Here is a 24,002-nt window from a genome sequence, read left to right on the forward strand (position 1 = left end):
CCAAAAATAATGGGCTATCTTAACGCTGTTCTTAAGCATCTTCCACCTTTTGAGTACGCAGAGATTTTTCATATTATCTGCATTTTTGTAAAAAAGATCCTGATCGGACTTGTTCAGCGTACAAGTGTACGCTAAAGTGCTATTCAGAAATCCCGCAGCTACAACTATTATTGTAAAGAGGTATAAATGAAGCGCGCAGTGATCACGGGTCTGGGTATTGTTTCGAGCATTGGTAATAACCAGCAAGAAGTGCTGGACTCTTTAAAAGAAGGCCGTTCCGGGATAACTTTCTCAGAAGAATTTAAAGAGATGGGGCTACGTAGCCACATTTGGGGTAATGTTAAGCTTGATACTGAAGGTCTTATTGACCGTAAAATCCGCCGTTTTATGAGTGATGCATCGGTTTATGCCTATTTATCTATGCAACAAGCGATTGAAGATTCAGGTCTAACAGAAGATCAAGTTTCTAACATTCGTTCTGGTTTAGTTGTCGGCTCCGGTGGTGGTTCTCCTCGTAACCAAGTACAAGGTTCGGACGGCATGAGAGCTAAAGGTCTACGCGGTGTAGGTCCTTATATGGTAACTCGTGCAATGGCGTCTGGTGTATCAGCTTGTTTAGCTACACCGTTTAAAATTAAAGGTGTTAACTATTCAATTAGTTCAGCTTGCTCAACATCAGCACACTGTATTGGTCATGCGGTTGAATTAATTCAATTAGGTAAACAAGATGTGGTTTTCGCCGGTGGTGGTGAAGAGCTAAGTTGGGAGATGACCTGTGAGTTTGATGCTATGGGGGCACTTTCAACAAAATATAATGATACACCAGCCAAAGCTTCTCGTACCTATGATAAAAACCGTGATGGTTTCGTTATCGCTGGTGGTGGCGGTATTGTGGTTGTTGAAGAATTAGAGCACGCATTAGCACGTGGTGCGCATATCTACGCTGAAATTGTCGGCTATGGTGCAACATCTGATGGTGCTGACATGGTTGCTCCATCGGGAGAAGGTGCCGTACGTTGTATGCAAATGGCAATGCAAGGTATTGATCATGTTGATTATATCAATACTCATGGTACATCGACGCCTGTGGGTGATTTAAAAGAGCTTGAAGCGATTGCTGAAGTTTTTGGAACTAAAACACCGGCTATTTCTGCAACTAAGGCAATGACAGGTCACTCATTAGGGGCTGCAGGTGTTCATGAAGCCATTTACAGTCTACTGATGTTAGAGCATGGTTTTATCGCACCAAGTATTAATATTGAAGAGCTTGATGATAAAGCGGATGGTATGAATATCATTACCAAACCAACAGAGCAAAAACTAGATACAGTGATGTCAAATAGCTTTGGTTTCGGTGGCACTAATGCTTCACTTGTGATGAGTAAGTATAAGAAATAGTTAGTTATACTTAGTTTTCCTTGTATAAATGATAAAGGCAGTTGCTTATAATAAGTGACTGCTTTTTTATTTTTTGTATAAATAAATTTGTTCTGCAAAATAAATAAAGATCCTTTTGGTTTTCTAGAAAACTATGTTAAAAAAATGCTGTAAATATTATTAAAGCACAATCTTATTGATTGTCATTTTTTTATCATACAGAACCAATAGATAAAATAACTATCTAATTGTTTAAAATTAGTTGTTTTCACTATGATTTTAAATCAATCATTTAATTAAAAACTAATTTTATAGATTAAATCCTTTATTTTATAAATAGTTAACTTAATGAAAATATCGATAGCATTAAAAAGGTGAGGGGAAAAATTGATCTGGATTATTTTATATTAAATAAGCAGGAGATATTTAATATAAAAGTTGGTAATGTTTGCAACGGATACTTGTATTACTTTATATTTTATACTTTGATTTTCTTGCCTTGGTTTTTATTTATAAAAACTAGGGGAGCAAAGTGACCGGCTAATTGCTTAGCCGGTATTTTTTTATTTATAGTCTAGCTGACATTGACTCACATCTCCTGCTGACAATCTGCTTTTTTTGTGACAGATTGACGACGGAAATTCAGTGGTGCTCTTAGTTTTTGTACTAAGAATATTCCCAATAAAATAACGCCTCCGCCAATAAAATGATAACTGTGCATCTCTTCACCTAACACTGCTACAGCGATCATTGCGGTAAATAGAGGAATTAAATTCATAAAGATAGAGGTTGTATTTGCACCTAATTTCATTACACCTAAGATCCACAGATAAGGCGCTAAAATAGAGGCGCCAACCCCTGCAAAAATAACTAATCCAACATTATCTTTTGTTAATGCAATACTTTCTGCGGTAAGAAAATTAGGTATTAGTAATAAAACACCAAAACCTATTTGTACATATAGAGACTGCCAATTAGGTAAAGGAATTGACCAACGTTTGGTAAGTACTCCGTAAAATGCATAGGCAGTTGATGCGATAAACATCATTAATTCACCACGTCCTAATCCTTGAGAAAGGAGTTGTGAAGGATCACCGTGGCTGACTAACCAGACAAGTCCACTAATAGATAAAATAGTTCCGAGTGCAATCCCTACAGTAGGCACGACACGCAGTACAAAAATACTAATAATAACGGTTAATAATGGAATAAGTGAATTCAATATTCCCATAAAGGTTGCTGTCACATAATAAGCCGCATAGTAAGCTAAACTTTGATATAACCCCATACCTAATGCGCCGAGAATAAATAATTTCCACCAATATTGTTTTACGGTTTTACGATGATGCCAAACAGGGACTAATAGAAACGGCGTCATCAGTAAAAATGCTAAGAACCAGCGATAAAATGAGATAGCGGCTGGATCTATCACAGATGTTGCCGCTTTATTGACAACCGCATTAATTGACCAAATAAGTACCGCTAACAGCGGGAAGATTATACTTTTCATTATTCTCACATCTATTTTTAAACCAGATGGCTATTGTAAGCCTGTCTGATTAGATATATATAATGAAAAGCAGACAACCGATAGACCAATAAAGACAAAACGATAAAAGAGCAACATTAAGATGACAATTGAACAACAAAAAGAGATGCAGTGGTTACTCTCTGATCCAGATACGGTCCGTTTTCGTGATGAGCAATTGCTTGCAGAAACTGAATTTCGTTATCATCAACATGAGTTTGGTCAATTGCTTTATGTGATCTCTGGAGTAATGGATTTAGAAGCTGGCGGGCAGCGTTTTTTAGCGCCACCTGAATTTAGTGTATGGATCCCTGAAAAAGTAGGGCACGCAAGCTACAATAAAAAAACCTTATCTTTTAAGGTGCTAGATATTGCACCCAGTTGGTGTGAAGGTTTATTGGATAAACCCTGTCTTATTCAACTAAGTCCTATTTTTTCGACGATTTTTGCCGATTTCTTCCGTCGTGGTGTTTGTAAACCGCAAACAAAAGAAGATCTACGTTTATCTCAAGTGTTAATAGACCAACTAAAAGTATCTCCTATTCACCATACCTATTTACCTTCCTCAAGAGATAAGCTGTTAGCACCCGTTTTGGCAGCATTAGAGCAAAATCCTGCTGATAATACCTCATTAGAATTATGGGCAAAAAAACGTTATACCTCAGAAAGAACCTTATCACGTCGTTGTCAGCAAGAGTTAGGCATGTCTTTTAGTGAATGGCGTAAGCGATTACGTTTTTTACATGCTATCTCTTTGTTAGAACAAGGAAAAAGTGTTAATGATGTGGCCTTTGATGTTGGATATAGCTCATCATCCTCATTTATTGCCATGTTTCAGCAATTTGCTGGAACAACACCAGAAAGATTTCGTCGCTTACCCAATGGTTAAGGTTTCTTTTCATATATTTACTTAAAATAGCGTCAGTTTTTATCGTCAATAATAGGCTTTACTTGGAATAAGTGGCAAAATAGACCGCTTAATTTTATTTTTGATCCTTTGTTTACACACATAAAAAACAAATCAGTGAGATAACACCGTGAAAATTCTGGTTGATGAAAACATGCCTTATGCGCAGCAGCTTTTTTGCCAATTAGGCGAAGTAAAAGCTGTACCGGGTCGCCCTTTACCTATTGAAGAGCTCGATGATACTGATGCATTGATGGTGAGATCGATTACTAAAGTCAATGCATCACTATTAGCGGGCAAACCGGTAAAATTTGTCGGCACCGCAACGGCAGGTTTTGATCATGTTGATACAGCATGGCTAGAGCAACAAAAAATAGCGTTTTCATCTGCGCCAGGTTGTAATGCGATCGCTGTTGTTGAATATGTCTTCTCTGCGTTGATGGTGTTTGCTGAGCAAGAAGGATTTCAATTAACAGATAAAACCGTTGGCATTGTTGGGGTTGGCAATGTTGGAGGGAGACTGGCAAAACGCTTACGCGCATTAGGTGTGAATGTACTACTTTGTGATCCGCCTAGAGCTGACAGAGGGGATGATGAACAATTTCATTCTTTAGAAACGCTATTAAAGCAGGCAGATATCCTGACTTTCCATACACCGCTAAATAAATCGGGTCGTTATAACAGTTACCATTTAATTAATGAGAGCAACCTCGATATTTTACCTGAAGGTCGTATTTTAATTAATGCAAGCCGTGGCGAGGTTATTGATAATGCTGCATTATTATCAGCCTTAAACCAAGGTAAAAAGTTACGCGTTGTTCTAGATGTTTGGGAGCCAGAACCCGATCTTTCTCTTGAGTTATTAAATAAAGTTGATATCGCAACACCACATATTGCCGGCTATACCTTAGAAGGGAAGGCGAGAGGAACAACGCAGGTTTATGAAGCTTATTGTGATTTTATTGGTCAACCTCAACACGTTGAATTATCAACACTGTTACCAAAACCGTTGATCTCCACAATTTCTGTACAAGGTGAATTAACTCAAACATTACTCAAACAGCTTATTCATCTTGTCTATGATGTACGTCGTGATGATGCACCATTGCGCAAAGTTGCCGGTATCAAAGGGGAGTTTGATAAGCTACGTAAGTTTTACCCTGTCCGTCGTGAATGGTCTTCATTACAGGTGGTATGTGATAACCCGACAACGGCGAGCTTACTCAATGCTATTGGGTTTAATGCAACACATAAATAAGACGTGACATTATTTAAACATTTTACTGTATTGGAGGATATTTTATGGGAGAGGGTTGGAATATTGCGCTTGTGGGCGCAACAGGTGCTGTGGGTGAAGCTATTTTAGAGCTTCTGCAAGAGCGTGATTTTCCTATTGGCGAATTAACGGCGATCGCCAGTGAAGACAGTATTGGCAAAACTATCCGTGTAAAGGGTAAAAGTGTTGCAGTACAAGGTATTCATAATATCGAATGGGCGGATATTCAACTCGCTTTTTTTGCCGCGCCGGTTGAGATTAGTGCGCAATACGCACAACTTGCAGCGGATTCAGGTTGTATTGTTATTGATTGCAGTGGTTTATTTGCGATGGAGTGGGATGTACCTTTAGTTGTACCAGGGGTGAATACATCTATGCTGGCAGAGTATCGTAACCGCAATATTATCGCTATTGCTGATAGCATGGTAAGCCAACTGTTACGCGCTATCTATCCATTAACCGAAGCCGCAGGCTTAACTCGCTTGAATGTGACAAATTTGATGTCAGTATCTCGTTTTGGTAAACAAGCTGTTGATGAATTAGCGGGGCAAAGTGCGCGCTTACTGAACGGTGTTCCTCCAGAACTTGGTCGCTTTAATAAACAACTGGCATTTAATATTTTACCATTGTTAGTTGATAATGAAGGCTCTATTCAAGAAGAGCGCCAAATGGTTGATCAGATCCGTAAAATCTTGCAAGACGATGGACTACCTATCTCAGTGACCACATTACAAGCGCCTGTTTTCTATGGTCATGCACAATCTGTGCAGTTGGAAACATCACGTCCAATGGGAAGTGAAGAAGCACGGGAAACATTACAAGAACATGACTCCCTCAATATTAGTGATGAAAATGATTTTCCAACTCAAGTCACCGATGCCTCCGGTAATGTTAGCTTGAACTTAGGTTGCTTACGTAATGATTATGGTGTGCCTGAAGCGTTACAATTTTGGTCTGTTGCAGATAACGTGCGTTTTGGCGGAGCATTAATGGCTGTAGAAGTGGCTGAAAAATTAGTGCAGGAGCAGTTTTACTGATGAACGACCAAGAGAGTGCTGATGTGATAGCGCAGTCAATCAGTGAGCCTGCGATTGTGGCAGAAAGTACACCATTAAAGATAGCGCTAGGCATTGAATATGACGGTAGCCACTATTATGGCTGGCAACGTCAAAATGAGGTTCGTAGTGTCCAAGAACGGTTAGAAAAAGCGTTATCTCAAGTAGCAAATGAGCCTATCTCTGTTTTTTGTGCCGGCAGAACTGATGCCGGAGTTCATGCAACCGGGCAGGTTGTGCACTTTGAGACAACGGCTCATCGCAAAGATGCGGCATGGACGATGGGGGTTAATACCCATTTACCACAAGATATTGCCGTTCGTTGGGTAAAAACGGTAGCGAATGATTTTCATGCTCGATTTAGCGCAACCGCAAGACGTTATCGTTATGTGATTTTTAATCATCGCTATCGTCCTGCTATTTTATCCTCAGGGGTAACGCATTTCCATTACCCTCTAGATGCACAACGAATGCATCAAGCTGCCCAATGTTTATTAGGCGAGAATGATTTTACCTCGTTTAGAGCCGTACAATGCCAATCTAGAACACCTTGGCGTAATGTGATGCATGTGAATGTTTCACGCTATGGTGATTATGTGGTGGTAGATATAAAAGCCAATGCTTTTGTCCATCATATGGTAAGAAATATTGTGGGGAGTTTATTGGAAATTGGCTGTGGTAATCAGGCTATTACTTGGATGGCTGAATTATTAGCCTTAAAAGATAGGACTAAAGCAGCAGCAACTGCAAAAGCAAATGGTTTATATCTTGTTTCGGTTGATTACCCTGAACGTTTCGAACTTCCTAAACCTGCAATGGGGCCGCTATTTTTAGCAGATAACCCATTTTAAATACTTTAAACATAAAATTACCCCGTTTTCTGAGGATTTATGGAATTATTAACGCAATTTGCTGATTTAATAAAATTTCTAATTGATTTTATTTTACACATTGATGTCCATTTAGCCGAGTTAGTCGCTCAATATGGTACATGGGTATATGCCATTCTATTTTTAATTATTTTTTGTGAAACGGGGCTTGTTGTCACGCCATTCTTACCGGGCGATTCGTTACTGTTTGTTGCGGGGGCTTTATCTGCGTTAGATACCAATGATGTTAATGTTCACCTAATGGTTCTCTTACTGCTTTTCGCTGCGATTTTAGGTGATGCGGTTAACTATTCTATTGGGCGCATTTTTGGTGAAAAACTCTTTAGTAATCCCAATTCACGTATCTTTAAACGAGAATACTTAGATAAAACCCATGCTTTCTATGAAAAACATGGTGGTAAAGCGATAATTTTGGCAAGATTTGTGCCGATTGTCCGAACTTTCGCGCCATTCGTTGCAGGAATGGGCAAAATGTCATATCGTCATTTTGCTTTTTATAATGTTACGGGTGCCATTGCATGGGTACTGCTATTTACTTATGCTGGATACTTTTTTGGTGACTTAGATATTGTTCAAAAGAACTTAAAATTGCTAATTGTTGCCATTATTGTTATTTCTATTTTACCAGGTGTTATCGAGGTGATACGCCATCGTAGAGCGAGTGCAAAGGCCAAAAAAGAGAGTGATAACCAAGAGGTTTGAGCAGTTATCATTAGCTTTTGCCGTAGAATAGCAATAATAAAGAGATGCGCTGAAATTCAGTAAGCGGTATCATCATAAACTTTGCTAACCACATAGCCAGTATATTGTGAGTTAACATGTTCACAATAATCTGCTCTAAATAATTAGGGTTGTAGCTAGGCGATAAGTGAATGCAGCACGAAAAGCACACCGACAAAGTAGGTGACTTGTGCAATTAAACGCAGTCAACATGCTGCAACTTAAAATATGACGAGTATAAACTGGCGAAGGTCAGATTCAGACGAAAAGGTCCGTTAATGAGCTGGATTGAAAAAATTCTTAATAAAAGCAATATCACGAGTTCACGTAAAGCCAATATCCCAGAAGGGGTTTGGACAAAATGTGATAGCTGTGGGCAAGTACTTTACCGCGCAGAATTAGAGCGTAATTTAGAAGTGTGCCCCAAATGTGATCATCACATGCGTATTTCAGCACGCCGTCGCTTAGAAACTTTTCTTGATACAGGAAGCACGACTGAGCTGGGCAGTGAGTTAGAGCCTAAAGATATTCTGAAATTCCGCGACTCTAAAAAATATAAAGACAGAATTGCTGCGGCTCAGAAACAAACCCATGAAAAAGATGCCCTAGTGGTGATGAAAGGTACGTTAAAAGAAATGCCTGTTGTGGCCGCATCTTTTGAATTTGCATTTATGGGCGGCTCTATGGCGTCTGTTGTGGGTGCGCGTTTTGTTCGTGCGGTTGAACAAGCATTAGAAGATAATTGTCCACTGATTTGCTTCTCTGCAAGTGGTGGTGCACGTATGCAAGAAGCATTGATGTCATTAATGCAAATGGCAAAAACCAGTGCCGCATTAGCTAAAATGCAAGAGCGTGGTTTACCTTATATCTCAGTGATGACCGATCCTACTATGGGTGGGGTTTCTGCAAGTTTAGCAATGTTAGGCGATATTAATGTTGCTGAGCCGAAAGCCTTGATTGGTTTTGCTGGTCCACGTGTTATTGAACAAACTGTACGTGAGAAATTACCCGCGGGTTTCCAACGTAGTGAATTCCTGCTAGAAAAAGGGGCGATAGATATGATAGTTCGCCGTCCTGAAATGCGTGATGAGCTAGCTGAATTACTGGCTAAGCTGACTCAGTATGATTTAGCGAAAGACGAAGATGAACTGCTAGGCGAAGAAATGATCGCTGATGACATCGAATCTTCTGACAATGAGCCAGAAATTAACATCGAAACGAATAAAAAAGAAGATGTCTAATATCATAACTGCTCCTCAAGCCACATCGCCTTTGTCGGTGTGGCTTTCTTATCTTGAACACTTACACTCAAGTGCTATTGATATGGGACTTGAGCGCGTGGGCAAGGTAGGTCAATTACTGAATGTATTACGTCCTGCCCCTAAAGTTATCACTGTATCGGGTACTAATGGTAAAGGAACCACTTGCCATATGCTCGAGTCAATTTTGATGGCTTCAGGATTGAAAGTGGGGGTTTATAGTTCACCTCATCTTGTCCGTTATACCGAGCGTGTTCGCATTCAAGGTAAAGAGCTTTCACCAGCTGATTTTTGTCAAGTATTTGCTGAAATAGAGCAAACCAGAGGCGATATTTCGCTGACTTTTTTTGAATACGGCACACTCGCCGCATTGAAACTATTTCAACAAGCTCAACTTGATGTGGTTATTCTTGAAGTTGGGTTAGGGGGGCGTTTAGACGCAACCAATATTGTTGATGCCGATATTGCAGCTATCACCAGTATTGCCCTTGATCATACCGATTGGTTAGGGGCTGATAGAGAGCATATTGGTCATGAAAAAGCCGGTATCTTCCGTAAAAATCACTATGCTGTTGTAGGCGAGCCAGATATGCCACTTTCTATTGTACAAGTCGCGCAGCAGAAACAGGCTAAATTATTTCGTCGTGGTGTTGACTGGTCATTTTCTATTGATGGTGATCACTGGCATTGGCGTAGTGCAGATAAGCAGTTTGAAAAACTTCCCATCCCCAATATTCCCTTAGCCAACGCAGGTACGGCAATGGCAGTGATACGCTGCTTATTGAAAAGCGACGATAAAGTGAGCCAAGGGATCACCCATCAAAGTATTGTTGAGGGAATGAGTAAAGCTCAGTTGCCGGGACGTTTTCAGATAATTTCGCAGCATCCATTAGTTATTTTTGATGTTGCTCATAATCCGCATGCTGCTGGATATTTAGCCGAAAAACTGGCGCAATTACCGCGTTATTCTGATACCAAAGTGCGCATTGTTGTTGGTATGCTGGGTGATAAAGATATTGCGGGTACATTAGCGTGTTTATCCCCTCAAGCCGATCAGTGGTATGTTGCACCATTGAATGAGTTTCGTGGTGCTTCAGCTCAGGTATTAGCTCAGCACCTCGACTATCCGGCAGTATTTGATAGTGTCGAGCAAGCATGGCAACAAGCAATATCTGAGGCGCAAAAAAATGATATTGTGGTTGTATGTGGATCATTCCATACCGTTGCTCATGTAATGGAACTATTGGAAAAGGAGAGTGCGAGTGGCAAGTAAATTTCAAAATCGCTTAGTCGGAGCCGTTGTTCTTGTGGCGGTAGGGGTTATTTTTCTTCCTACATTATTTGACGGCGATAAGAAATATAACGAAGACCAATTTGCCTCTATTCCTTTAGTCCCCAAACCCGGTGATGAGCAAGATATTGAATCAATAGCGCCGATTGAGCAAACCACGACACCGTCAACGCCATCAGAGGGTGCTTCTGAGGCGATGATCTCTGAAGCGGTAACGGGGGTTGAACAGCCTCAAGTTTCTACTCCTGAAGTATCGGAGCCTCAAGTAGCACCATCAACACCGGTTGTTGAGCCACCTAAAGTGGTTAATCCGCCTGTAGAGCCACCAACTACTCCGCCACCGGCGGTATCAGAAACAACCGCGCCGAAAGGTGAGGCTTGGGTTGTGCAGTTAGGTGCCTTGAAAAATGCGGCGAAGGTTGAAGAAATTATTGCAAAAATGCACCTCTCCGGTTATCCAGTATATACCGTGCCTGCTCGCCCTGTTTCAGGAAAAGTGACACGTATCTATATTGGGCCTAATGCCTCAAAAGCAGAGTTACAGGCGATGTTACCTCGCCTTAAAGAGCTAACAGGCCTGCAAGGTGAAGTAAGAGCCTATAAACCATAACTATGTTGATGAGACATCAGATGAGTGAAGTAACAAGGTGTTAACTTATTGCGGCGATTATGATTTTTCATGTCGCCGTAAATTATTTTAAAATTATCGAAAATTAGCGTTACGCAAACGTTTTCGTTTTCTGTTAGAATGCTACCGTATTAATGCGGGGCATCGTTATTGGATAGAGATTTATGGTCTGGATAGATTACGCCATTATTGCCATTATCGGTTTTTCTGCATTAGTTAGCCTGATCCGTGGCTTTGTTCGTGAAGCATTATCACTTATCACCTGGGGTTGTGGTTTTTTTGTTGCAAGTCAGTTTTATCCTTATCTAGCCGTCTATTTTACTCGGTTTGAAGATGAGCTGGTTCGTAACGGGATTGCGATTGTCACACTGTTTATTGCAACGCTAATTGTCGGTGCGGTGATTAATTATGTGATTAGCTCTCTTGTTCAACGCACAGGGTTATCAGGTACAGATCGTGTGTTGGGGATCTGTTTCGGGGCTTTAAGAGGTGTGCTGATTGTATCAGCGTTACTTTTTGTCTTGGGTGCTTTTACTCCTATGGCAGACAGTGCCGATTGGCAACGTTCTGAGCTTATTCCTCAATTCAACCATATTATTAGGTGGTTTTTTGACTACCTACAAAATGCGTCAAGTTTCGTGTCGGAGAAAATGTAACCTCTCCGTCTGGCTGATGAGGATCTTTTCATGTGCGGTATTGTCGGTATCGCTGGAGTTAATCCAGTAAACCAATCGATTTATGATGCGTTAACGGTGTTACAACACCGAGGTCAAGATGCAGCAGGCATTGCAACAATTGATGAGAATAACGGTTTTCGTCTACGCAAAGCAAATGGGCTGGTGAAAGATGTCTTTGAAACGCGTCATATGTTGCGTTTAAAAGGAACTATCGGAATAGGACATGTACGTTATCCAACCGCGGGCAGTTCGAGTGCATCAGAAGCGCAACCTTTTTATGTTAACTCACCTTTTGGGATCACACTTGCACATAATGGTAATTTAACTAATGCGCATTTGTTGCGTCGTCAATTATTTGAAACTGCTCGTCGACATATCAATACCACCTCAGACTCCGAAATTTTACTCAATGTGCTAGCGTATGAATTAGATCGCTTCGATCATTTTCCGCTAGAGCCAGATAATATTTTTACCGCTGTTGCGGCTATGCATAAAAAATTACGTGGCGCTTATGCTTGCGTTGCTTTGATCATCGGCCACGGCTTATTAGCTTTTCGTGATCCTTATGGCATTCGTCCTTTAGTGTTAGGCAAACGTACTTTAGAAGATGGACGCAGTGAGTATATGGTTGCGTCTGAAAGTGTCGCTCTAGATACACTAGGATTTGAATTCTTGCGTGATGTAGCACCTGGTGAGGCTGTTTATATCACAGAGCAAGGACAACTGTTTACTCGTCAATGTGCTGAAAATCCGCAATTAGTGCCTTGTCTATTTGAGTATGTTTATTTTGCGCGTCCAGACTCTTTTATTGATAAAATTTCCGTATATAACGCCCGTCTACGTATGGGGCAAAAGCTCGGCGCTAAAATTGCTAAAGAGTGGGAAGATTTACAAATAGATGTGGTGATCCCTATTCCTGAAACTTCTTGTGATATTGCATTAGAAATTGCCCACATCTTAAATAAACCTTATCGACAAGGTTTTGTGAAGAATCGTTATGTTGGACGTACTTTTATTATGCCCGGCCAGCAAGAGCGTCGCAAATCAGTACGTCGTAAACTAAATGCCAACCGTGCAGAATTTCGCGATAAAAACGTGTTACTTATCGATGACTCCATCGTACGTGGCACAACATCAGAGCAAATTGTTGAGTTAGCGAGAGAAGCGGGGGCTAAAAAAGTTTATTTTGCCTCAGCCGCTCCAGAAGTGCGTTTCCCTAATGTTTATGGTATTGATATGCCTAATGCCAATGAATTAATTGCTCATGGGCGTGAAGTGGATGAAATACGTAAACTGATTGGTGCTGATGGACTTATTTTTCAAGATCTCTCTGATTTAATTGCCGCTGTTCAAGAAGAAAATCCAGATATCAACCAATTCGAATGCTCTGTATTTGATGGTGTCTATATCACAAAAGATATTGATCAAGGCTATTTAGATTACCTTGAAAATTTACGTCGTGATGATGAACATAAAATTCGTGATCAACATGAAGCTGAGAACTTAGAAATCTATAACGAAGGCTAATTTTCCGTTAAAATAGCCACCTTTATCAAGCGTCGATGCTAGCGTAACACTACATCGGCGCTTGTTTTTTGAGGGTTAATCATCATAATGATTAACAAAGATATATATTCTGAGGATTATAATGAAAAAGCTGATTGTCGGGCTAACAGGTGCCAGTGGCGCAATTTATGGTATTCGTTTATTAGAAATACTTAAATCCGTGCCAACCGTAGAAACTCACTTGGTGATCAGTCAAGCGGCGCGTCGTACCATTTCATTAGAAACGGATTATTCTCTCAAAGATATTCATGCTTTAGCTGATATTATTTATGACGATCGAGATATAGGGGCGACTATCTCTTCAGGCTCGTTTCGGGTCAATGGTATGGTTATTTTACCTTGTTCGATTAAAAGCCTCTCCGGTATTGTACATAGCTATACTGATACGTTAGTGACACGTGCCGCTGATGTCGTGTTAAAAGAAGGACGTAAATTAGTGCTATGTGTACGCGAAACACCGTTACATTTAGGGCACTTACGTTTAATGACTCAAGCTGCTGAGCTTGGTGCCATCATTATGCCACCAGTACCTGCATTTTATTTTCAGCCTAAAACGATCGATGACATTGTTAATCAGACAGTAAATCGAGTGCTTGATCAATTTGACATTGACTTGCCGGATGATCTTTTTCAGCGTTGGCAAGGGGATAAACCTGCCCGTTGATCCCCTGTGTGACGAGTGACTATTTTTTATGGCGAATAATATCTTCTAAAGCGCCTTCCAGTTGTGGGTAACGAAAGCTGAATCCTGCATCGAGCAGTTTCTTAGGAAACGCTTGTTGCCCACCTAAAACTAATGTGGCACTTTCTCCCATCATTAATTTTAATATTGTGGCAGGAATCGTCATAAATGCAGGGCGTTTCAGTACGTGAGCTAAAGTCGTGGTAAATGCTTTATTTTGTACTGGATGAGGGGCTGTCAGATTAAAGGCGCCTTGGGTATTGTTATTATTAAGTAAAAATACGATGGCATTGACCATATCATCAATATGTATCCATGGCATATATTGCTTACCATTACCTAATTTTCCCCCTAAACCTAATTTAAAAGGCGGGCTCATTTTAGGTAATGCCCCTCCTTTTGTAGAGAGTACAATACCAGTACGTAGCAAACACACCCGTGTTAATGGCGTTTGTGCATCGAGTGCAATATTTTCCCATTTGGCACAGAGTTGATGAGTAAATTCATCCTTAGGTGGCGTCTCTTCAGTGACATTATTTTCACCTTGATCACCATAAAAACCCACTGCAGAGCCAGAAATTAAAACACTAGGGGGAGAGTCGCTGGCTTTTATTAAATCCACCAGCTTTTGGGTTAATTTGCATCGACTATTAACTAACGTTTGTTTTTGCTCCGGTGTCCAGCGTTTGTCTGCAATTGGTTCTCCAGCAAGATTAATCACTGCATCAAATTGGTTTAAGTTTTCTTTATCATCTAAATGAGTCCAACACGCCATTTCATTACAGAAATGAGAGTAGACTTTCTGTGGCGAACGGGAAAGTACGGTAATATTATGTTTATCTAATGCGAGTTGGCAGATAAGTGCTCTGCCAATTAATCCGGTTCCACCTGTGATAAGTATATTCATCACCATCCTCCTGATTACTCTATCCTAATTAAGGTTGTATCATCCTGATAGGTGAGATTAGTCACTAACCAAACAGTTTTTTGGCTGCTGGACGTTGGCTTATTGTATTTAGCCATTTTTCTACCGCAGGATAATCTGCTAGATCAATATGGTGTGTGTCATGGTAACGAGCCCAAGTATAGGTGGCTATATCAGCAATGCTATAATCGTTTCCACCAAGATAAGGAGATTGAGCGAGTCGGCTCTCTAACACCTGATATAAACGCTCGGTCTCTTTTGTATAACGATTGATTGCGTAAGGTACTTTTTCAGGGGCGTAACGCGTAAAGTGATGATTTTGTCCAAGCATAGGACCAAATCCCCCCACTTGCCAAAATAGCCACTGCAGTTGGGTCATTTTTTCTCGCAGATCATGGCTAAGTAATCTGCCACTTTTTTCTGCTAAATAGATAAGAATAGCACCTGATTCAAAAATAGAGAGTGGCTCACCACCGTCAGCGGGAGCATTATCGACAATAGCAGGAATTTTATTATTGGGTGAAATAGCTAAAAATTCGGGTTTAAATTGATCACCTTTGCCAATATCAACATGATGCAAAGTATAAGGCATGGCGACTTCTTCGAGGAAAAGCGTAATTTTTTGGCCATTCGGGGTGTTTGCATAATAAAGATCGATCATAAAAACCTCCGCAATAAGGTGATATTCAATAGCGTATATTTTACAGTCTGCCTAGTAACATCATAAAAAGCAAAAAATCGCAAGATGAATAAAGCAAATTACCTATGATTATTATAGTGGTGAAATATGGTGATTTTGGTATATTCAGGATAAAAATTACGATCGTTTAGCATCGATTAAAAAAGGTTTGTTGAGGATGGAACAAGAAAATACGGCAGTGGTCGAGTGGGTTGATATTGTTGATGAAAAAAATGAAGTTGTTGCACAAGCAACACGTCAACAAATGCGAGCAGAAAACCTACGTCACCGAGCAACTTATATTGTCGTGCACGATGGCATGGGAAAAATTTTGGCACAACGCCGTACTGAAACAAAAGATTTCTATCCAGGTTGGTTAGATGCAACCGCGGGTGGTGTAGTACAACAAGGTGAAAATGCACTCGAAAGTGCACGTCGTGAAGCAGAAGAAGAGCTAGGTATTGCCGGGGTTCCTTTTGCCGAACATGGACAATTCTATTATGACGATGAGAGTTGCCGCGTTTGGGGAAGCTTATTTAGTTGTGTATCACATGGGCCATTTGCATTACAGCCAGAAGAAATCGAGGAAGTATGCTGGCTTACTCCCTTAGAAATCACGGAACGTTGTGATGAATTTACCCCTGATTCACTTAAAGCACTCTCTCTATGGTTAACGCGAAATAATAGTACTCGCTTGGACACAAAAGAAACCACTGACTAAGGGGTACTTTGTCCGAGTTCTAAACGATAAGCATAGTTGATAACGGTATTTTCAAACATAGCGTTATCAACCTCATCACGTAAATGTTGCAATAGTGCAATTAGGTGCTTACCTGCCTCTTTACCTATTTTATGGTAATTAAAATGTATAGATGTCAGGGAAGGTGCTATTTGGGCGCTATTTTCAGAGCCTTCTAAGCAGGCGATAGCGAGATCTTGGGGAATTTTAATTAATCTTCGTTGGCACTCAAACATCATTCCCAAAGCAATACTCTCATGGCTACAAATAACGGCATCTAGTTCGGGCTGACGTAATAAAATCTCTGTTAATGCTTGTCGACCATATGCCATAGAAGCGGGGTCGGGCGTAGTAACACTTTGCTCAGCATTTAAATAATTTTTTAATAAAGCACGCGACCAGCCGGTAATTTGCTGGTGGTGTAAACGTTGTCCTTGTAGCGCACCAACATAGCCGACACAACGTTTACCTTGCTGAATTAAATAATGGGTTAAATCAAATGCCGCTTTTTCATAACCGCAATCAATACTTATTGCAGATTGCTCATTAGATTGACTCGCGACACTGACAACAGGCACATTGGCATTACTGATATGTAAGAACTGTACATCACTTAATTGGGAGCCAAAGGCAACTAATGCGGCAGGGTTACTCTGTAATAGCATATTAATCACATCAGTTGCTTTATGGAGCTGATATTCATAACATCCCACTAATATTTGATAATGATGACGGCTGAGGATCTGCTGCAATGATTGCATAAAATCAGCACTGGCTTTATCAGTAAAAGAGGGCAGTAGTACAGCAATAATATGGCTTTGAGCGGAAGCTAAGGCCCCTGCTGAGGCATTGGGGATATATCCCAACTCTGCCACTGCTTGGTTAACTTTTTCTCTTAATTTATCCGACACTAATTCAGGCGTACGCAATGCGCGAGATACGGTCATTGAACCGACTCCGGCATGTTTAGCAACTTCTTGTAAAGTGACGCGACCTGTATTTCGGCGTTTACGTGTTTTTATCATCGTGATCAGATTTATTCGGCTTTATTTTTAATTCGCAGATCCTACCTGAAATTTTCCCACTCTGCAGAAACAATACAGTGTCAATTGTTGCACTTGTTCGCAATTAACATTTCATCAAAATGATAGCGCTATCACAATTACACATAATCTATCTAGATAGCGCTACCATTAGTGATTATTATCCTTAATACAGAGATCAAAAAAGCACCTTACTGAGGTTATAAATATGCTTAAAACATTATTAACACCGGATGTGGTACAAGTGATCCCACAAGTCAAAGATTGGCGTGAAGCAATTAAAATCGCCTGTCAGCCATTAATTGACAAAGGTTGTATTGAGCCTCGTTATGTTGATGCGATTTATAAATCACACGAGCAAATAGGCCCTTATTATGTATTAGGGCCAGGTATTGCTATGCCTCATGCACGTCCTGAAGAAGGGGTTAATCAGCTCTCTTTAGCATTAACTATCATCGAAAAAGGGGTGGAATTTGGTGCTGATGAAAATGATCCGGTGAAACTTTTAATTGTTTTAGCGGCAACAGATAACGATAGCCATATTAATGCCATTGTGAAATTAGCTGAACTTTTTGATAACCAAGATGATATAGACACTTTGTTGCAAGCAAAAAGTAAGGCAGAAGTATTGGCTGTTATTAATCACTATTAATTCAATTTTAAATAACCAAGGGGAATATGATGAAAATTACCGTTGTATGTGGAAATGGTTTAGGCAGTAGCTTAATGATGGAAATGAGCATCAAAAGTATTTTAAAAGATCTGGCCGTCAATGCTGATGTTGATCATGTCGATTTAGGTTCGGCAAAAGGGACACCGAGTGATATTTATGTGGGAACTCGTGATATTGCGGAACAACTTAATGCTCAAGCGGTTAATGGCAAAATTGTTTCTTTAGATAATATGATTGATAAAGTCGCGATGAAAGAGAAACTTTCGACCGCATTACGTGAATTAGGCGCGCTATAAGGAGCCTAGTATGGACTTTTTCCGCTTTCTAATGAGCGATGTGCTTTCAGAGCCTGCTATATTGGTGGGTTTAATCGCATTGATTGGTTTAATTGCTCAGAAAAAACCTGCGACAGAATGTATTAAGGGCACCGTTAAAACCATTATGGGTTTTGTTATTTTAGGTGCAGGGGCAGGTTTAGTCATTAACTCGCTTGGTGATTTCTCAACGATTTTCCAACATGCATTTGGCATTCAAGGTGTTGTACCTAATAACGAAGCCATTGTCTCTATTGCACAAAAAAGCTTTGGTAAAGAGATGGCACTGATTATGTTCTTTGCCATGTTAATCAATATATTAATTGCACGCTTAACACCGTGGAAATATATTTTCTTAACGGGTCACCACACTTTATTTATGTCGATGATGGTCGCGGTGATTTTGGCAACAGCGGGTTTAGAAGGGGCGGTATTAGTTGCAGTAGGTTCATTAGTTGTTGGGGTATCAATGGTATTTTTCCCAGCCATTGCACATCCTTATATGAAAAAGATCACCGGCTCTGATGATGTCGCATTAGGCCATTTCTCTACTATCTCCTATGTTGTATCTGGTTTTATTGGTAGTAAATTTGGCAACAAAGCGCATTCAACGGAAGAGATGAATGTACCTAAGAGTTTACTCTTTTTGCGTGATACGCCAGTTGCGATCGCTTTCACCATGGGCATAATTTTTATTATTACGTGTTTATTTGCCGGTGACACTTTTGTTCGTGAAGTTAGTGGTGGTAAAAACTGGTTTATGTTCTCCTTAATGCAATCCATCACCTTTGCGGCAGGTGTTTATATTATCCTACAAGGTGTACGTATGGTGATTGCAGAGATTGTTCCTGCATTTAAAGGCATTTCTGATAAGTTAGTTCCCAATGCAAAACCTGCGCTTGATTGTCCCGTGGTATTTCCTTATGCACCTAATGCCGTTTTAGTCGGTTTTCTGAGTAGTTTTGCAGCGGGTGTCATTGGCATGTTTATTCTTTATGCTTTAGATTGGACTGTGATTATACCTGGGGTGGTACCTCATTTCTTTGTGGGGGCAACTGCAGGCGTATTTGGTAACGCCACAGGGGGACGCCGAGGTGCTATTTTAGGTGCTTTTGCTCAAGGTTTATTGATTACTTTCTTACCCGTATTTTTATTACCTGTACTTGGTGATATTGGTATCGCCAATACCACATTTAGTGATGCAGACTTCGGTGTGATTGGTATTCTATTAGGGATTATTGTTCGTTAATACTACCGACGTTGATATTACTTATTAGTGGAATTTTAATAAATGCCCGACTTTTTAACCCGTCGGGCATTTTTTTGGTAGAAATAGTGTATTTAAATCCTCTCTCTTATTGGCATTTATGCAGAGATGAATTTTTATATTTATTATCTGAATAATAATGCTATTATCCTAAGTGAATATTCACTATGTGTATATTTTTGTGCCTAATTAATTATAAAAATAGGTTTAACATCATAATCACTAAGGAAGAAAGAAGATGTCTTTAGCTATTCGATATCTTGCGTTATTACCACTTTTCGTTATTACTGCTTGCCAACAGCCTGTAAATTATAATCCACCAGCAACTCAAGTGGCTCAAGTTCAGCCTGCTATTGTCAATAATTCATGGATTGAAATTTCACGAAGTGCACTCGACTTTAATGTAAAAAAAGTCCAATCATTATTAGGTAAGCAATCCTCTCTTTGTGCAGTGTTAAAAGGAGATGCTTATGGGCATGATTTATCGTTAGTTGCCCCAATTATGATAGAAAATAATGTGCAATGTATTGGTGTAACAAATAACCAAGAATTAAAAGAAGTACGTGATTTAGGATTTAAAGGCCGTTTAATGCGAGTACGTAATGCGACAGAACAAGAAATGGCACAGGCAACCAACTATAACGTAGAAGAGTTAATTGGTGATCTTGATATGGCAAAAAGATTAGATGCTATTGCCAAGCAACAAAATAAAGTCATTCCTATTCATTTAGCATTAAATTCAGGTGGCATGTCTCGTAATGGTTTAGAGGTCGATAATAAATCTGGGCTTGAAAAAGCAAAACAAATTTCTCAATTAGCTAACCTAAAAGTGGTTGGTATTATGTCTCATTATCCCGAAGAAGATGCTAATAAAGTAAGGGAAGATCTGGCTCGTTTTAAGCAACAATCTCAGCAAGTGTTAGAGGTGATGGGATTAGAGCGTAACAATGTCACATTACATATGGCAAATACCTTTGCGACAATTACCGTGCCTGAGTCATGGCTGGATATGGTACGTGTGGGAGGTATTTTTTATGGTGATACCATTGCGAGTACAGACTATAAACGTGTGATGACCTTTAAATCCAACATTGCTTCAATCAATTATTATCCTAAAGGTAATACGGTTGGCTATGATCGTACTTACACATTAAAACGTGACTCAGTACTAGCCAATATTCCTGTAGGTTATGCAGATGGTTACCGTCGCGTTTTTAGTAATGCGGGGCATGCGTTAATTGCTGGGCAACGCGTACCTGTTTTAGGAAAAACATCAATGAATACCGTTATGGTTGATATTACCAGTCTTAACAATATCAAACCAGGTGATGAAGTTGTATTTTTTGGCAAACAAGGTAATAGCGAAATTACCGCAGAAGAAATTGAAGATATCAGTGGTGCATTGTTTACCGAAATGTCAATTTTATGGGGAGCAACCAATCAACGGGTATTAGTTGATTAAGCTAGGTTGTGAGTGTTAGCAAATAATAAAAAGGCGATTGAAAATAACAATCGCCTGATATTGTTGATAACTTAAAGCTATAAATTATCAGGTAACCCATAGGCCACTAAGCTATCGCCCATTTTAGTACCAAATGAACCATGTCCGCCGGCCATAATGACCACATATTGCTTGCCTCCAATAGAGTAGGTCATTGGCGTTGCTTGTCCACCTGCGGGTAATCGTGCTTCCCATAACATTTTGCCATTCGTCACATTAAATGCTCGAATATAATTATCCTGAGAAGCAGCAACAAACATCACATTACCTGCGGTTGAGATAGCGCCTCCTAGCCCAGGAACACCAATTTTTAATGGTGGTAATTCCACTAAATTAGGCAAACTATCCCTAATGGTGCCAAATCGTTGTTGCCAAACAAGCTCATTTTTTGTTAAATCAACACCAGCAACAAATCCCCAAGGGGGTTGTTTACAAGGTAATCCTAGTGGTGATAAGAATGGATGAATATCAACACTATAAGGTGTTCCCGTCATGGGTTGTAAACCTTGCTCTCCGTGGCCTGCGTCAATTGCTTGACTGTCTTGAGGATCTTTTAAATAAAGTTTTGAGATAAAAGGCAAGGTAATAAAGTTCATTACCGCGACTTGTCTATCTTGATTAACAGAAATACCGCCCCATTCAAAAATACCGAGGTTACCAGGAAAAACAAGCGTACCGTTTTCTGATGGCGGTGTATAAATTCCCTCATAATTTAACTGATGGAAAGCGATACGACATAACAGCTGGTCTGCCATTGTGCCACCCCACATATCTGAACCTTGCAACTTATTTTTTGGTGCTAAATTAAGTGCTGAAAAAGGCTGAGTGGGTGAGTAATGCTCACCTTGTGTTTGTGGACCATATTTGACACTAGTAGGGACCGGTTTTTCTGTTACGGGAACAATAGGTGTACCGTCTCTTCTATCAAGAACAAACACATTCCCTGTTTTCGTGACGATATAAATGGCAGGTATTGTTTCATTTTTATCAGTTTTGATATCAACCAGTGATGGTTGCGAAGGAACATCCATATCCCATAAATCATGATGGGTGGTTTGGAAATGCCACAATAGCTCGCCTGTCGACCCTTTTAGTGCTAAAACTGAATTAGCGTAACGCTCTTTTAATGGATGACGATCGCCTCCCCAAATATCGGGTGTACCTACTCCTGTCGGAATATAGACCACATCCGTTTGTGCATCATAAGCTAAAGGCGCCCATGCATTAGGGGAGTTATGAACAAATTGAGTCTCTTTACCTGGCATCGCATTGGGATCTTCTGCGCCAGTATCAAATACCCATATTAATTTTCCGCTATTAACATCATAGCCACGGATCACACCAGAAGGCTCTTGAGTTGATAAGTTATCAGTAACAGAGCCACCAATGATAATAGTATTACCGGTGACGATTGGGGGAGATGTTGGGTTATATCCACCCAAATAAGCATAAGGCATAGAAGCTAACAGATTGATTTCTCCATTCTGACCAAAATCACGGCATGCATTACCCGTTTGCGCATTAACTGCGATTAGGCGGCCATCATTGACTGGAAGAAAGACTTTTTCAGGACATTCATCTGATATGCTTGGTTGGCGAACGTCGAGGCTTTTGGCAAATTCGGCACTATTATTTTGATTATAATAGGCAACCCCTCGGCAAGTCATATGCTGGAAGCTTTTGTTATATTGCAATTTAGAATCAAAACGCCACTTCTCTTTACCTGTTGCGGGATCTAAGCTAATTAAATATTGGTGAGGTGTACATAGAAAGAGATTATCTTCAATTTTTATAGGCGTAACTTCGTTGGTTATCTCAACGGCATCATTAGCTCTTTTTTCATCACCGGTATGAAAAGTCCATTTCTCAACTAACTTATCAACATTATCACTGTTGATTTGAGTTAATGGTGAATAGCGTATTCCGGCTTGCGTTCTGCCATAAGCGGGCCAGTCATTATCATTTACTCCGATAGGAGATATAGAGTTGGTGGGTTGTTGTTGTGTAAATTGACCATTAATGGCATGAGGATCGGTTAGTGAACTACCTAATATAATGATAAGTGTAGTGGCTAATAGTGTGAATAAGCCAATTTTATTGGTACGACAAGTGTAAACATTATTATTGAGTGTGAAAGGAATAAGGAGTAAGCCTAGAATAAAGATAATATCTAAGCGAGGGGCAAGTGCCCAAAAATCAAATCCTGACTCCCAGATACTCCAGACAATCGTTATTAAAAATAGAAAGTTAAAGAGTAATAGGGTGCTTTTCCTTCGACTTAAAAAGCAAGCTGCAATAATAAGAAGCATGACACCGGTAAAGAGATAAAAAGGCGATCCTGCTAATGAAACTAAATACCCTCCGAGTACAGTAAAGTAAAGAGCCAATATTGTGAGTATGATGAATACTATCCATCGATAGAAATGTGATATTTTCATAATGCTATCGTCCTATTCTTTCTTACCATCTTATAAATAGAATAGACAATAATTTATTAGCTCACCTATTTGTCTCTAACAACCATTGCATTAATATGCATTTATGAGAAATTTTAATATAAAACACTAGCATTAGTATTGAATGTAAGTGATATGATTATTTAAAGTAGGGTGCTTGTGAACACAAGGCGCAACAACGTTGGGCGAGAAATTGTGGGGGAAAATTCCCCCACAAAGCTATTTATCGCAAGATAAATTCGCTTGAACTAGGGTGTTACCGCTGCTGATATTAAAAGAGCACAATCTTTCATGTCTCAGTAGAGTAAAACACAAAACTGTAATACATACAGTAATCAGCCCAATAAGGGCAAGCTTAGTCATTTCTCTTGACACTCCTTGTTAAAGGAGACAGAATCAAGTTGTTTGGGACTTGAGACTGCCTCGAATTTTATGTAAATAGAATTCGGGGCTTTCGTCTTTTTGGTCCTTGCAAATGCTTGAACCAAAATGATCCAAGCACCCGCCTGTATACTAACAGAAAATAGCCGTGTGTCTCTGTTTATTTTG

Annotated in this window: 23 protein-coding genes; 17 read left to right on the forward strand and 6 right to left on the reverse strand. The window is 39.9% G+C overall.

From position 1 onward, the window contains the following. Positions 1 to 186 precede the first annotated feature (186 nt). On the forward strand, positions 187 to 1,398 hold the full coding sequence (fabB, locus tag AACU98_RS05770; protein WP_004243743.1) for a beta-ketoacyl-ACP synthase I: 1,212 nt from the start codon (positions 187 to 189) through the stop codon (positions 1,396 to 1,398). 568 nt (positions 1,399 to 1,966) lie between these two features. Here the strand turns inward: fabB and AACU98_RS05775 are convergent. Continuing rightward, positions 1,967 to 2,887 carry a DMT family transporter gene (locus tag AACU98_RS05775; protein WP_004243742.1) on the reverse strand — a complete coding sequence of 307 codons (921 nt, stop codon included), beginning with the start codon at positions 2,885 to 2,887 and terminating at the stop codon, positions 1,967 to 1,969. 121 nt (positions 2,888 to 3,008) lie between these two features. On the opposite strand from AACU98_RS05775, the gene AACU98_RS05780 reads away from it, so the two are divergent. The 11 genes from AACU98_RS05780 (at position 3,009) to AACU98_RS05830 (ending at position 13,838) form a co-directional block, all read left to right on the forward strand. Further along, entirely contained in the window at positions 3,009 to 3,794 is a 786-nt protein-coding gene (locus tag AACU98_RS05780) for an AraC family transcriptional regulator (RefSeq protein WP_049199614.1), read from the forward strand. 148 nt (positions 3,795 to 3,942) lie between these two features. Continuing rightward, a complete protein-coding gene (gene pdxB, locus AACU98_RS05785; RefSeq protein WP_004243739.1) occupies positions 3,943 to 5,070 on the forward strand; it encodes a 4-phosphoerythronate dehydrogenase PdxB in 1,128 nt (375 codons plus the stop codon). Between the two features lie 44 nt (positions 5,071 to 5,114). Beyond that, positions 5,115 to 6,125 carry an aspartate-semialdehyde dehydrogenase gene (locus AACU98_RS05790; protein ID WP_004243737.1) on the forward strand — a complete coding sequence of 337 codons (1,011 nt, stop codon included), beginning with the start codon at positions 5,115 to 5,117 and terminating at the stop codon, positions 6,123 to 6,125. After that, positions 6,125 to 6,994, forward strand: a complete 870-nt coding sequence (gene truA, locus AACU98_RS05795) for a tRNA pseudouridine(38-40) synthase TruA (protein ID WP_004243736.1) — start codon at positions 6,125 to 6,127, stop codon at positions 6,992 to 6,994. The genes AACU98_RS05790 and truA overlap by 1 nt, the downstream gene beginning before the upstream one ends. A gap of 39 nt (positions 6,995 to 7,033) precedes the next feature. After that, positions 7,034 to 7,735: a DedA family protein gene (locus AACU98_RS05800; RefSeq protein WP_004243735.1), complete on the forward strand. Its 702-nt coding sequence runs from the start codon at positions 7,034 to 7,036 to the stop codon at positions 7,733 to 7,735. Between the two features lie 296 nt (positions 7,736 to 8,031). Beyond that, positions 8,032 to 8,994: an acetyl-CoA carboxylase, carboxyltransferase subunit beta gene (accD, locus tag AACU98_RS05805; RefSeq protein WP_004243734.1), complete on the forward strand. Its 963-nt coding sequence runs from the start codon at positions 8,032 to 8,034 to the stop codon at positions 8,992 to 8,994. After that, complete coding sequence (folC, locus tag AACU98_RS05810; RefSeq protein ID WP_161735682.1) at positions 8,987 to 10,285, forward strand: bifunctional tetrahydrofolate synthase/dihydrofolate synthase; 1,299 nt, start codon at positions 8,987 to 8,989, stop codon at positions 10,283 to 10,285. Before accD ends, folC begins: the two co-directional genes overlap by 8 nt. After that, complete coding sequence (gene dedD, locus AACU98_RS05815; RefSeq protein ID WP_004243732.1) at positions 10,275 to 10,913, forward strand: cell division protein DedD; 639 nt, start codon at positions 10,275 to 10,277, stop codon at positions 10,911 to 10,913. Before folC ends, dedD begins: the two co-directional genes overlap by 11 nt. 182 nt (positions 10,914 to 11,095) lie before the next feature. Next, the gene (gene cvpA, locus AACU98_RS05820; protein WP_004243731.1) at positions 11,096 to 11,587 is read left to right on the forward strand and encodes a colicin V production protein; all 492 of its coding nucleotides are present in this window, start codon (positions 11,096 to 11,098) and stop codon (positions 11,585 to 11,587) included. Positions 11,588 to 11,617: 30 nt separating this feature from the next. Then, positions 11,618 to 13,135 carry an amidophosphoribosyltransferase gene (purF, locus tag AACU98_RS05825; RefSeq protein ID WP_004243730.1) on the forward strand — a complete coding sequence of 506 codons (1,518 nt, stop codon included), beginning with the start codon at positions 11,618 to 11,620 and terminating at the stop codon, positions 13,133 to 13,135. Between the two features lie 121 nt (positions 13,136 to 13,256). Then, positions 13,257 to 13,838 carry a UbiX family flavin prenyltransferase gene (locus AACU98_RS05830; RefSeq protein WP_004243729.1) on the forward strand — a complete coding sequence of 194 codons (582 nt, stop codon included), beginning with the start codon at positions 13,257 to 13,259 and terminating at the stop codon, positions 13,836 to 13,838. Positions 13,839 to 13,857: 19 nt separating this feature from the next. On the opposite strand, the gene AACU98_RS05835 is transcribed toward AACU98_RS05830, so the two are convergent. Continuing rightward, the gene (locus AACU98_RS05835; RefSeq protein WP_017627983.1) at positions 13,858 to 14,763 is read right to left on the reverse strand and encodes a TIGR01777 family oxidoreductase; all 906 of its coding nucleotides are present in this window, start codon (positions 14,761 to 14,763) and stop codon (positions 13,858 to 13,860) included. A 64-nt stretch (positions 14,764 to 14,827) separates the two neighbouring features. Then, complete coding sequence (locus tag AACU98_RS05840) at positions 14,828 to 15,442, reverse strand: glutathione binding-like protein (protein WP_004248396.1); 615 nt, start codon at positions 15,440 to 15,442, stop codon at positions 14,828 to 14,830. Between the two features lie 196 nt (positions 15,443 to 15,638). Here AACU98_RS05840 and yfcD point away from each other — a divergent pair, with 196 nt between their 5' ends. Next, a complete protein-coding gene (gene yfcD / locus AACU98_RS05845) occupies positions 15,639 to 16,181 on the forward strand; it encodes an NUDIX hydrolase YfcD (protein ID WP_004243726.1) in 543 nt (180 codons plus the stop codon). Here yfcD and AACU98_RS05850 read toward each other — a convergent pair. Continuing rightward, positions 16,178 to 17,224 carry a LacI family DNA-binding transcriptional regulator gene (locus tag AACU98_RS05850; protein WP_004243725.1) on the reverse strand — a complete coding sequence of 349 codons (1,047 nt, stop codon included), beginning with the start codon at positions 17,222 to 17,224 and terminating at the stop codon, positions 16,178 to 16,180. The two genes, yfcD and AACU98_RS05850, sit on opposite strands and share 4 nt — an antisense overlap. A 226-nt stretch (positions 17,225 to 17,450) precedes the next feature. Here AACU98_RS05850 and AACU98_RS05855 point away from each other — a divergent pair, with 226 nt between their 5' ends. The 4 genes from AACU98_RS05855 (at position 17,451) to alr (ending at position 20,958) form a co-directional block, all read left to right on the forward strand. Then, the gene (locus tag AACU98_RS05855) at positions 17,451 to 17,894 is read left to right on the forward strand and encodes a PTS sugar transporter subunit IIA (protein WP_004243724.1); all 444 of its coding nucleotides are present in this window, start codon (positions 17,451 to 17,453) and stop codon (positions 17,892 to 17,894) included. Positions 17,895 to 17,923: 29 nt separating this feature from the next. Beyond that, positions 17,924 to 18,211, forward strand: coding sequence for a PTS sugar transporter subunit IIB (locus AACU98_RS05860; protein WP_012368108.1), 288 nt, complete (start codon positions 17,924 to 17,926; stop codon positions 18,209 to 18,211). 10 nt (positions 18,212 to 18,221) lie between these two features. Further along, entirely contained in the window at positions 18,222 to 19,478 is a 1,257-nt protein-coding gene (locus tag AACU98_RS05865) for a PTS ascorbate transporter subunit IIC (protein WP_004243721.1), read from the forward strand. A gap of 256 nt (positions 19,479 to 19,734) precedes the next feature. Continuing rightward, positions 19,735 to 20,958, forward strand: coding sequence for an alanine racemase (gene alr, locus AACU98_RS05870; protein ID WP_017827867.1), 1,224 nt, complete (start codon positions 19,735 to 19,737; stop codon positions 20,956 to 20,958). Positions 20,959 to 21,035: 77 nt separating this feature from the next. On the opposite strand, the gene AACU98_RS05875 is transcribed toward alr, so the two are convergent. After that, positions 21,036 to 23,435: a membrane-bound PQQ-dependent dehydrogenase, glucose/quinate/shikimate family gene (locus AACU98_RS05875; RefSeq protein ID WP_004250691.1), complete on the reverse strand. Its 2,400-nt coding sequence runs from the start codon at positions 23,433 to 23,435 to the stop codon at positions 21,036 to 21,038. A 237-nt stretch (positions 23,436 to 23,672) separates the two neighbouring features. Continuing rightward, positions 23,673 to 23,816 carry a Hok/Gef family protein gene (locus AACU98_RS05880; protein ID WP_004247166.1) on the reverse strand — a complete coding sequence of 48 codons (144 nt, stop codon included), beginning with the start codon at positions 23,814 to 23,816 and terminating at the stop codon, positions 23,673 to 23,675. Positions 23,817 to 24,002 lie beyond the last annotated feature (186 nt).

The sequence above is a fragment of the Proteus sp. G4380 genome, assembly GCF_963885725.1.
Classification (GTDB): domain Bacteria; phylum Pseudomonadota; class Gammaproteobacteria; order Enterobacterales; family Enterobacteriaceae; genus Proteus; species Proteus mirabilis.

Excerpts from the sequence above, each read along its gene's own strand:
- AACU98_RS05830 (WP_004243729.1), top strand. The coding sequence starts at position 13,257 with ATGAAAAAGCTGATTGTCGGGCTAACAGGTGCCAGTGGCGCAATTTAT.
- folC (WP_161735682.1), top strand. The coding sequence starts at position 8,987 with ATGTCTAATATCATAACTGCTCCTCAAGCCACATCGCCTTTGTCGGTG.
- cvpA (WP_004243731.1), top strand. The coding sequence starts at position 11,096 with ATGGTCTGGATAGATTACGCCATTATTGCCATTATCGGTTTTTCTGCA.
- AACU98_RS05790 (WP_004243737.1), top strand. The coding sequence starts at position 5,115 with ATGGGAGAGGGTTGGAATATTGCGCTTGTGGGCGCAACAGGTGCTGTG.
- yfcD (WP_004243726.1), top strand. The coding sequence starts at position 15,639 with ATGGAACAAGAAAATACGGCAGTGGTCGAGTGGGTTGATATTGTTGAT.
- AACU98_RS05780 (WP_049199614.1), top strand. The coding sequence starts at position 3,009 with ATGACAATTGAACAACAAAAAGAGATGCAGTGGTTACTCTCTGATCCA.
- truA (WP_004243736.1), top strand. The coding sequence starts at position 6,125 with ATGAACGACCAAGAGAGTGCTGATGTGATAGCGCAGTCAATCAGTGAG.
- AACU98_RS05855 (WP_004243724.1), top strand. The coding sequence starts at position 17,451 with ATGCTTAAAACATTATTAACACCGGATGTGGTACAAGTGATCCCACAA.
- AACU98_RS05865 (WP_004243721.1), top strand. The coding sequence starts at position 18,222 with ATGGACTTTTTCCGCTTTCTAATGAGCGATGTGCTTTCAGAGCCTGCT.
- AACU98_RS05840 (WP_004248396.1), bottom strand. The coding sequence starts at position 15,442 with ATGATCGATCTTTATTATGCAAACACCCCGAATGGCCAAAAAATTACG.
- AACU98_RS05775 (WP_004243742.1), bottom strand. The coding sequence starts at position 2,887 with ATGAAAAGTATAATCTTCCCGCTGTTAGCGGTACTTATTTGGTCAATT.
- alr (WP_017827867.1), top strand. The coding sequence starts at position 19,735 with ATGTCTTTAGCTATTCGATATCTTGCGTTATTACCACTTTTCGTTATT.
- purF (WP_004243730.1), top strand. The coding sequence starts at position 11,618 with ATGTGCGGTATTGTCGGTATCGCTGGAGTTAATCCAGTAAACCAATCG.
- AACU98_RS05850 (WP_004243725.1), bottom strand. The coding sequence starts at position 17,224 with ATGATAAAAACACGTAAACGCCGAAATACAGGTCGCGTCACTTTACAA.
- AACU98_RS05875 (WP_004250691.1), bottom strand. The coding sequence starts at position 23,435 with ATGAAAATATCACATTTCTATCGATGGATAGTATTCATCATACTCACA.
- fabB (WP_004243743.1), top strand. The coding sequence starts at position 187 with ATGAAGCGCGCAGTGATCACGGGTCTGGGTATTGTTTCGAGCATTGGT.
- AACU98_RS05835 (WP_017627983.1), bottom strand. The coding sequence starts at position 14,763 with ATGAATATACTTATCACAGGTGGAACCGGATTAATTGGCAGAGCACTT.
- AACU98_RS05860 (WP_012368108.1), top strand. The coding sequence starts at position 17,924 with ATGAAAATTACCGTTGTATGTGGAAATGGTTTAGGCAGTAGCTTAATG.
- accD (WP_004243734.1), top strand. The coding sequence starts at position 8,032 with ATGAGCTGGATTGAAAAAATTCTTAATAAAAGCAATATCACGAGTTCA.
- AACU98_RS05800 (WP_004243735.1), top strand. The coding sequence starts at position 7,034 with ATGGAATTATTAACGCAATTTGCTGATTTAATAAAATTTCTAATTGAT.
- AACU98_RS05880 (WP_004247166.1), bottom strand. The coding sequence starts at position 23,816 with ATGACTAAGCTTGCCCTTATTGGGCTGATTACTGTATGTATTACAGTT.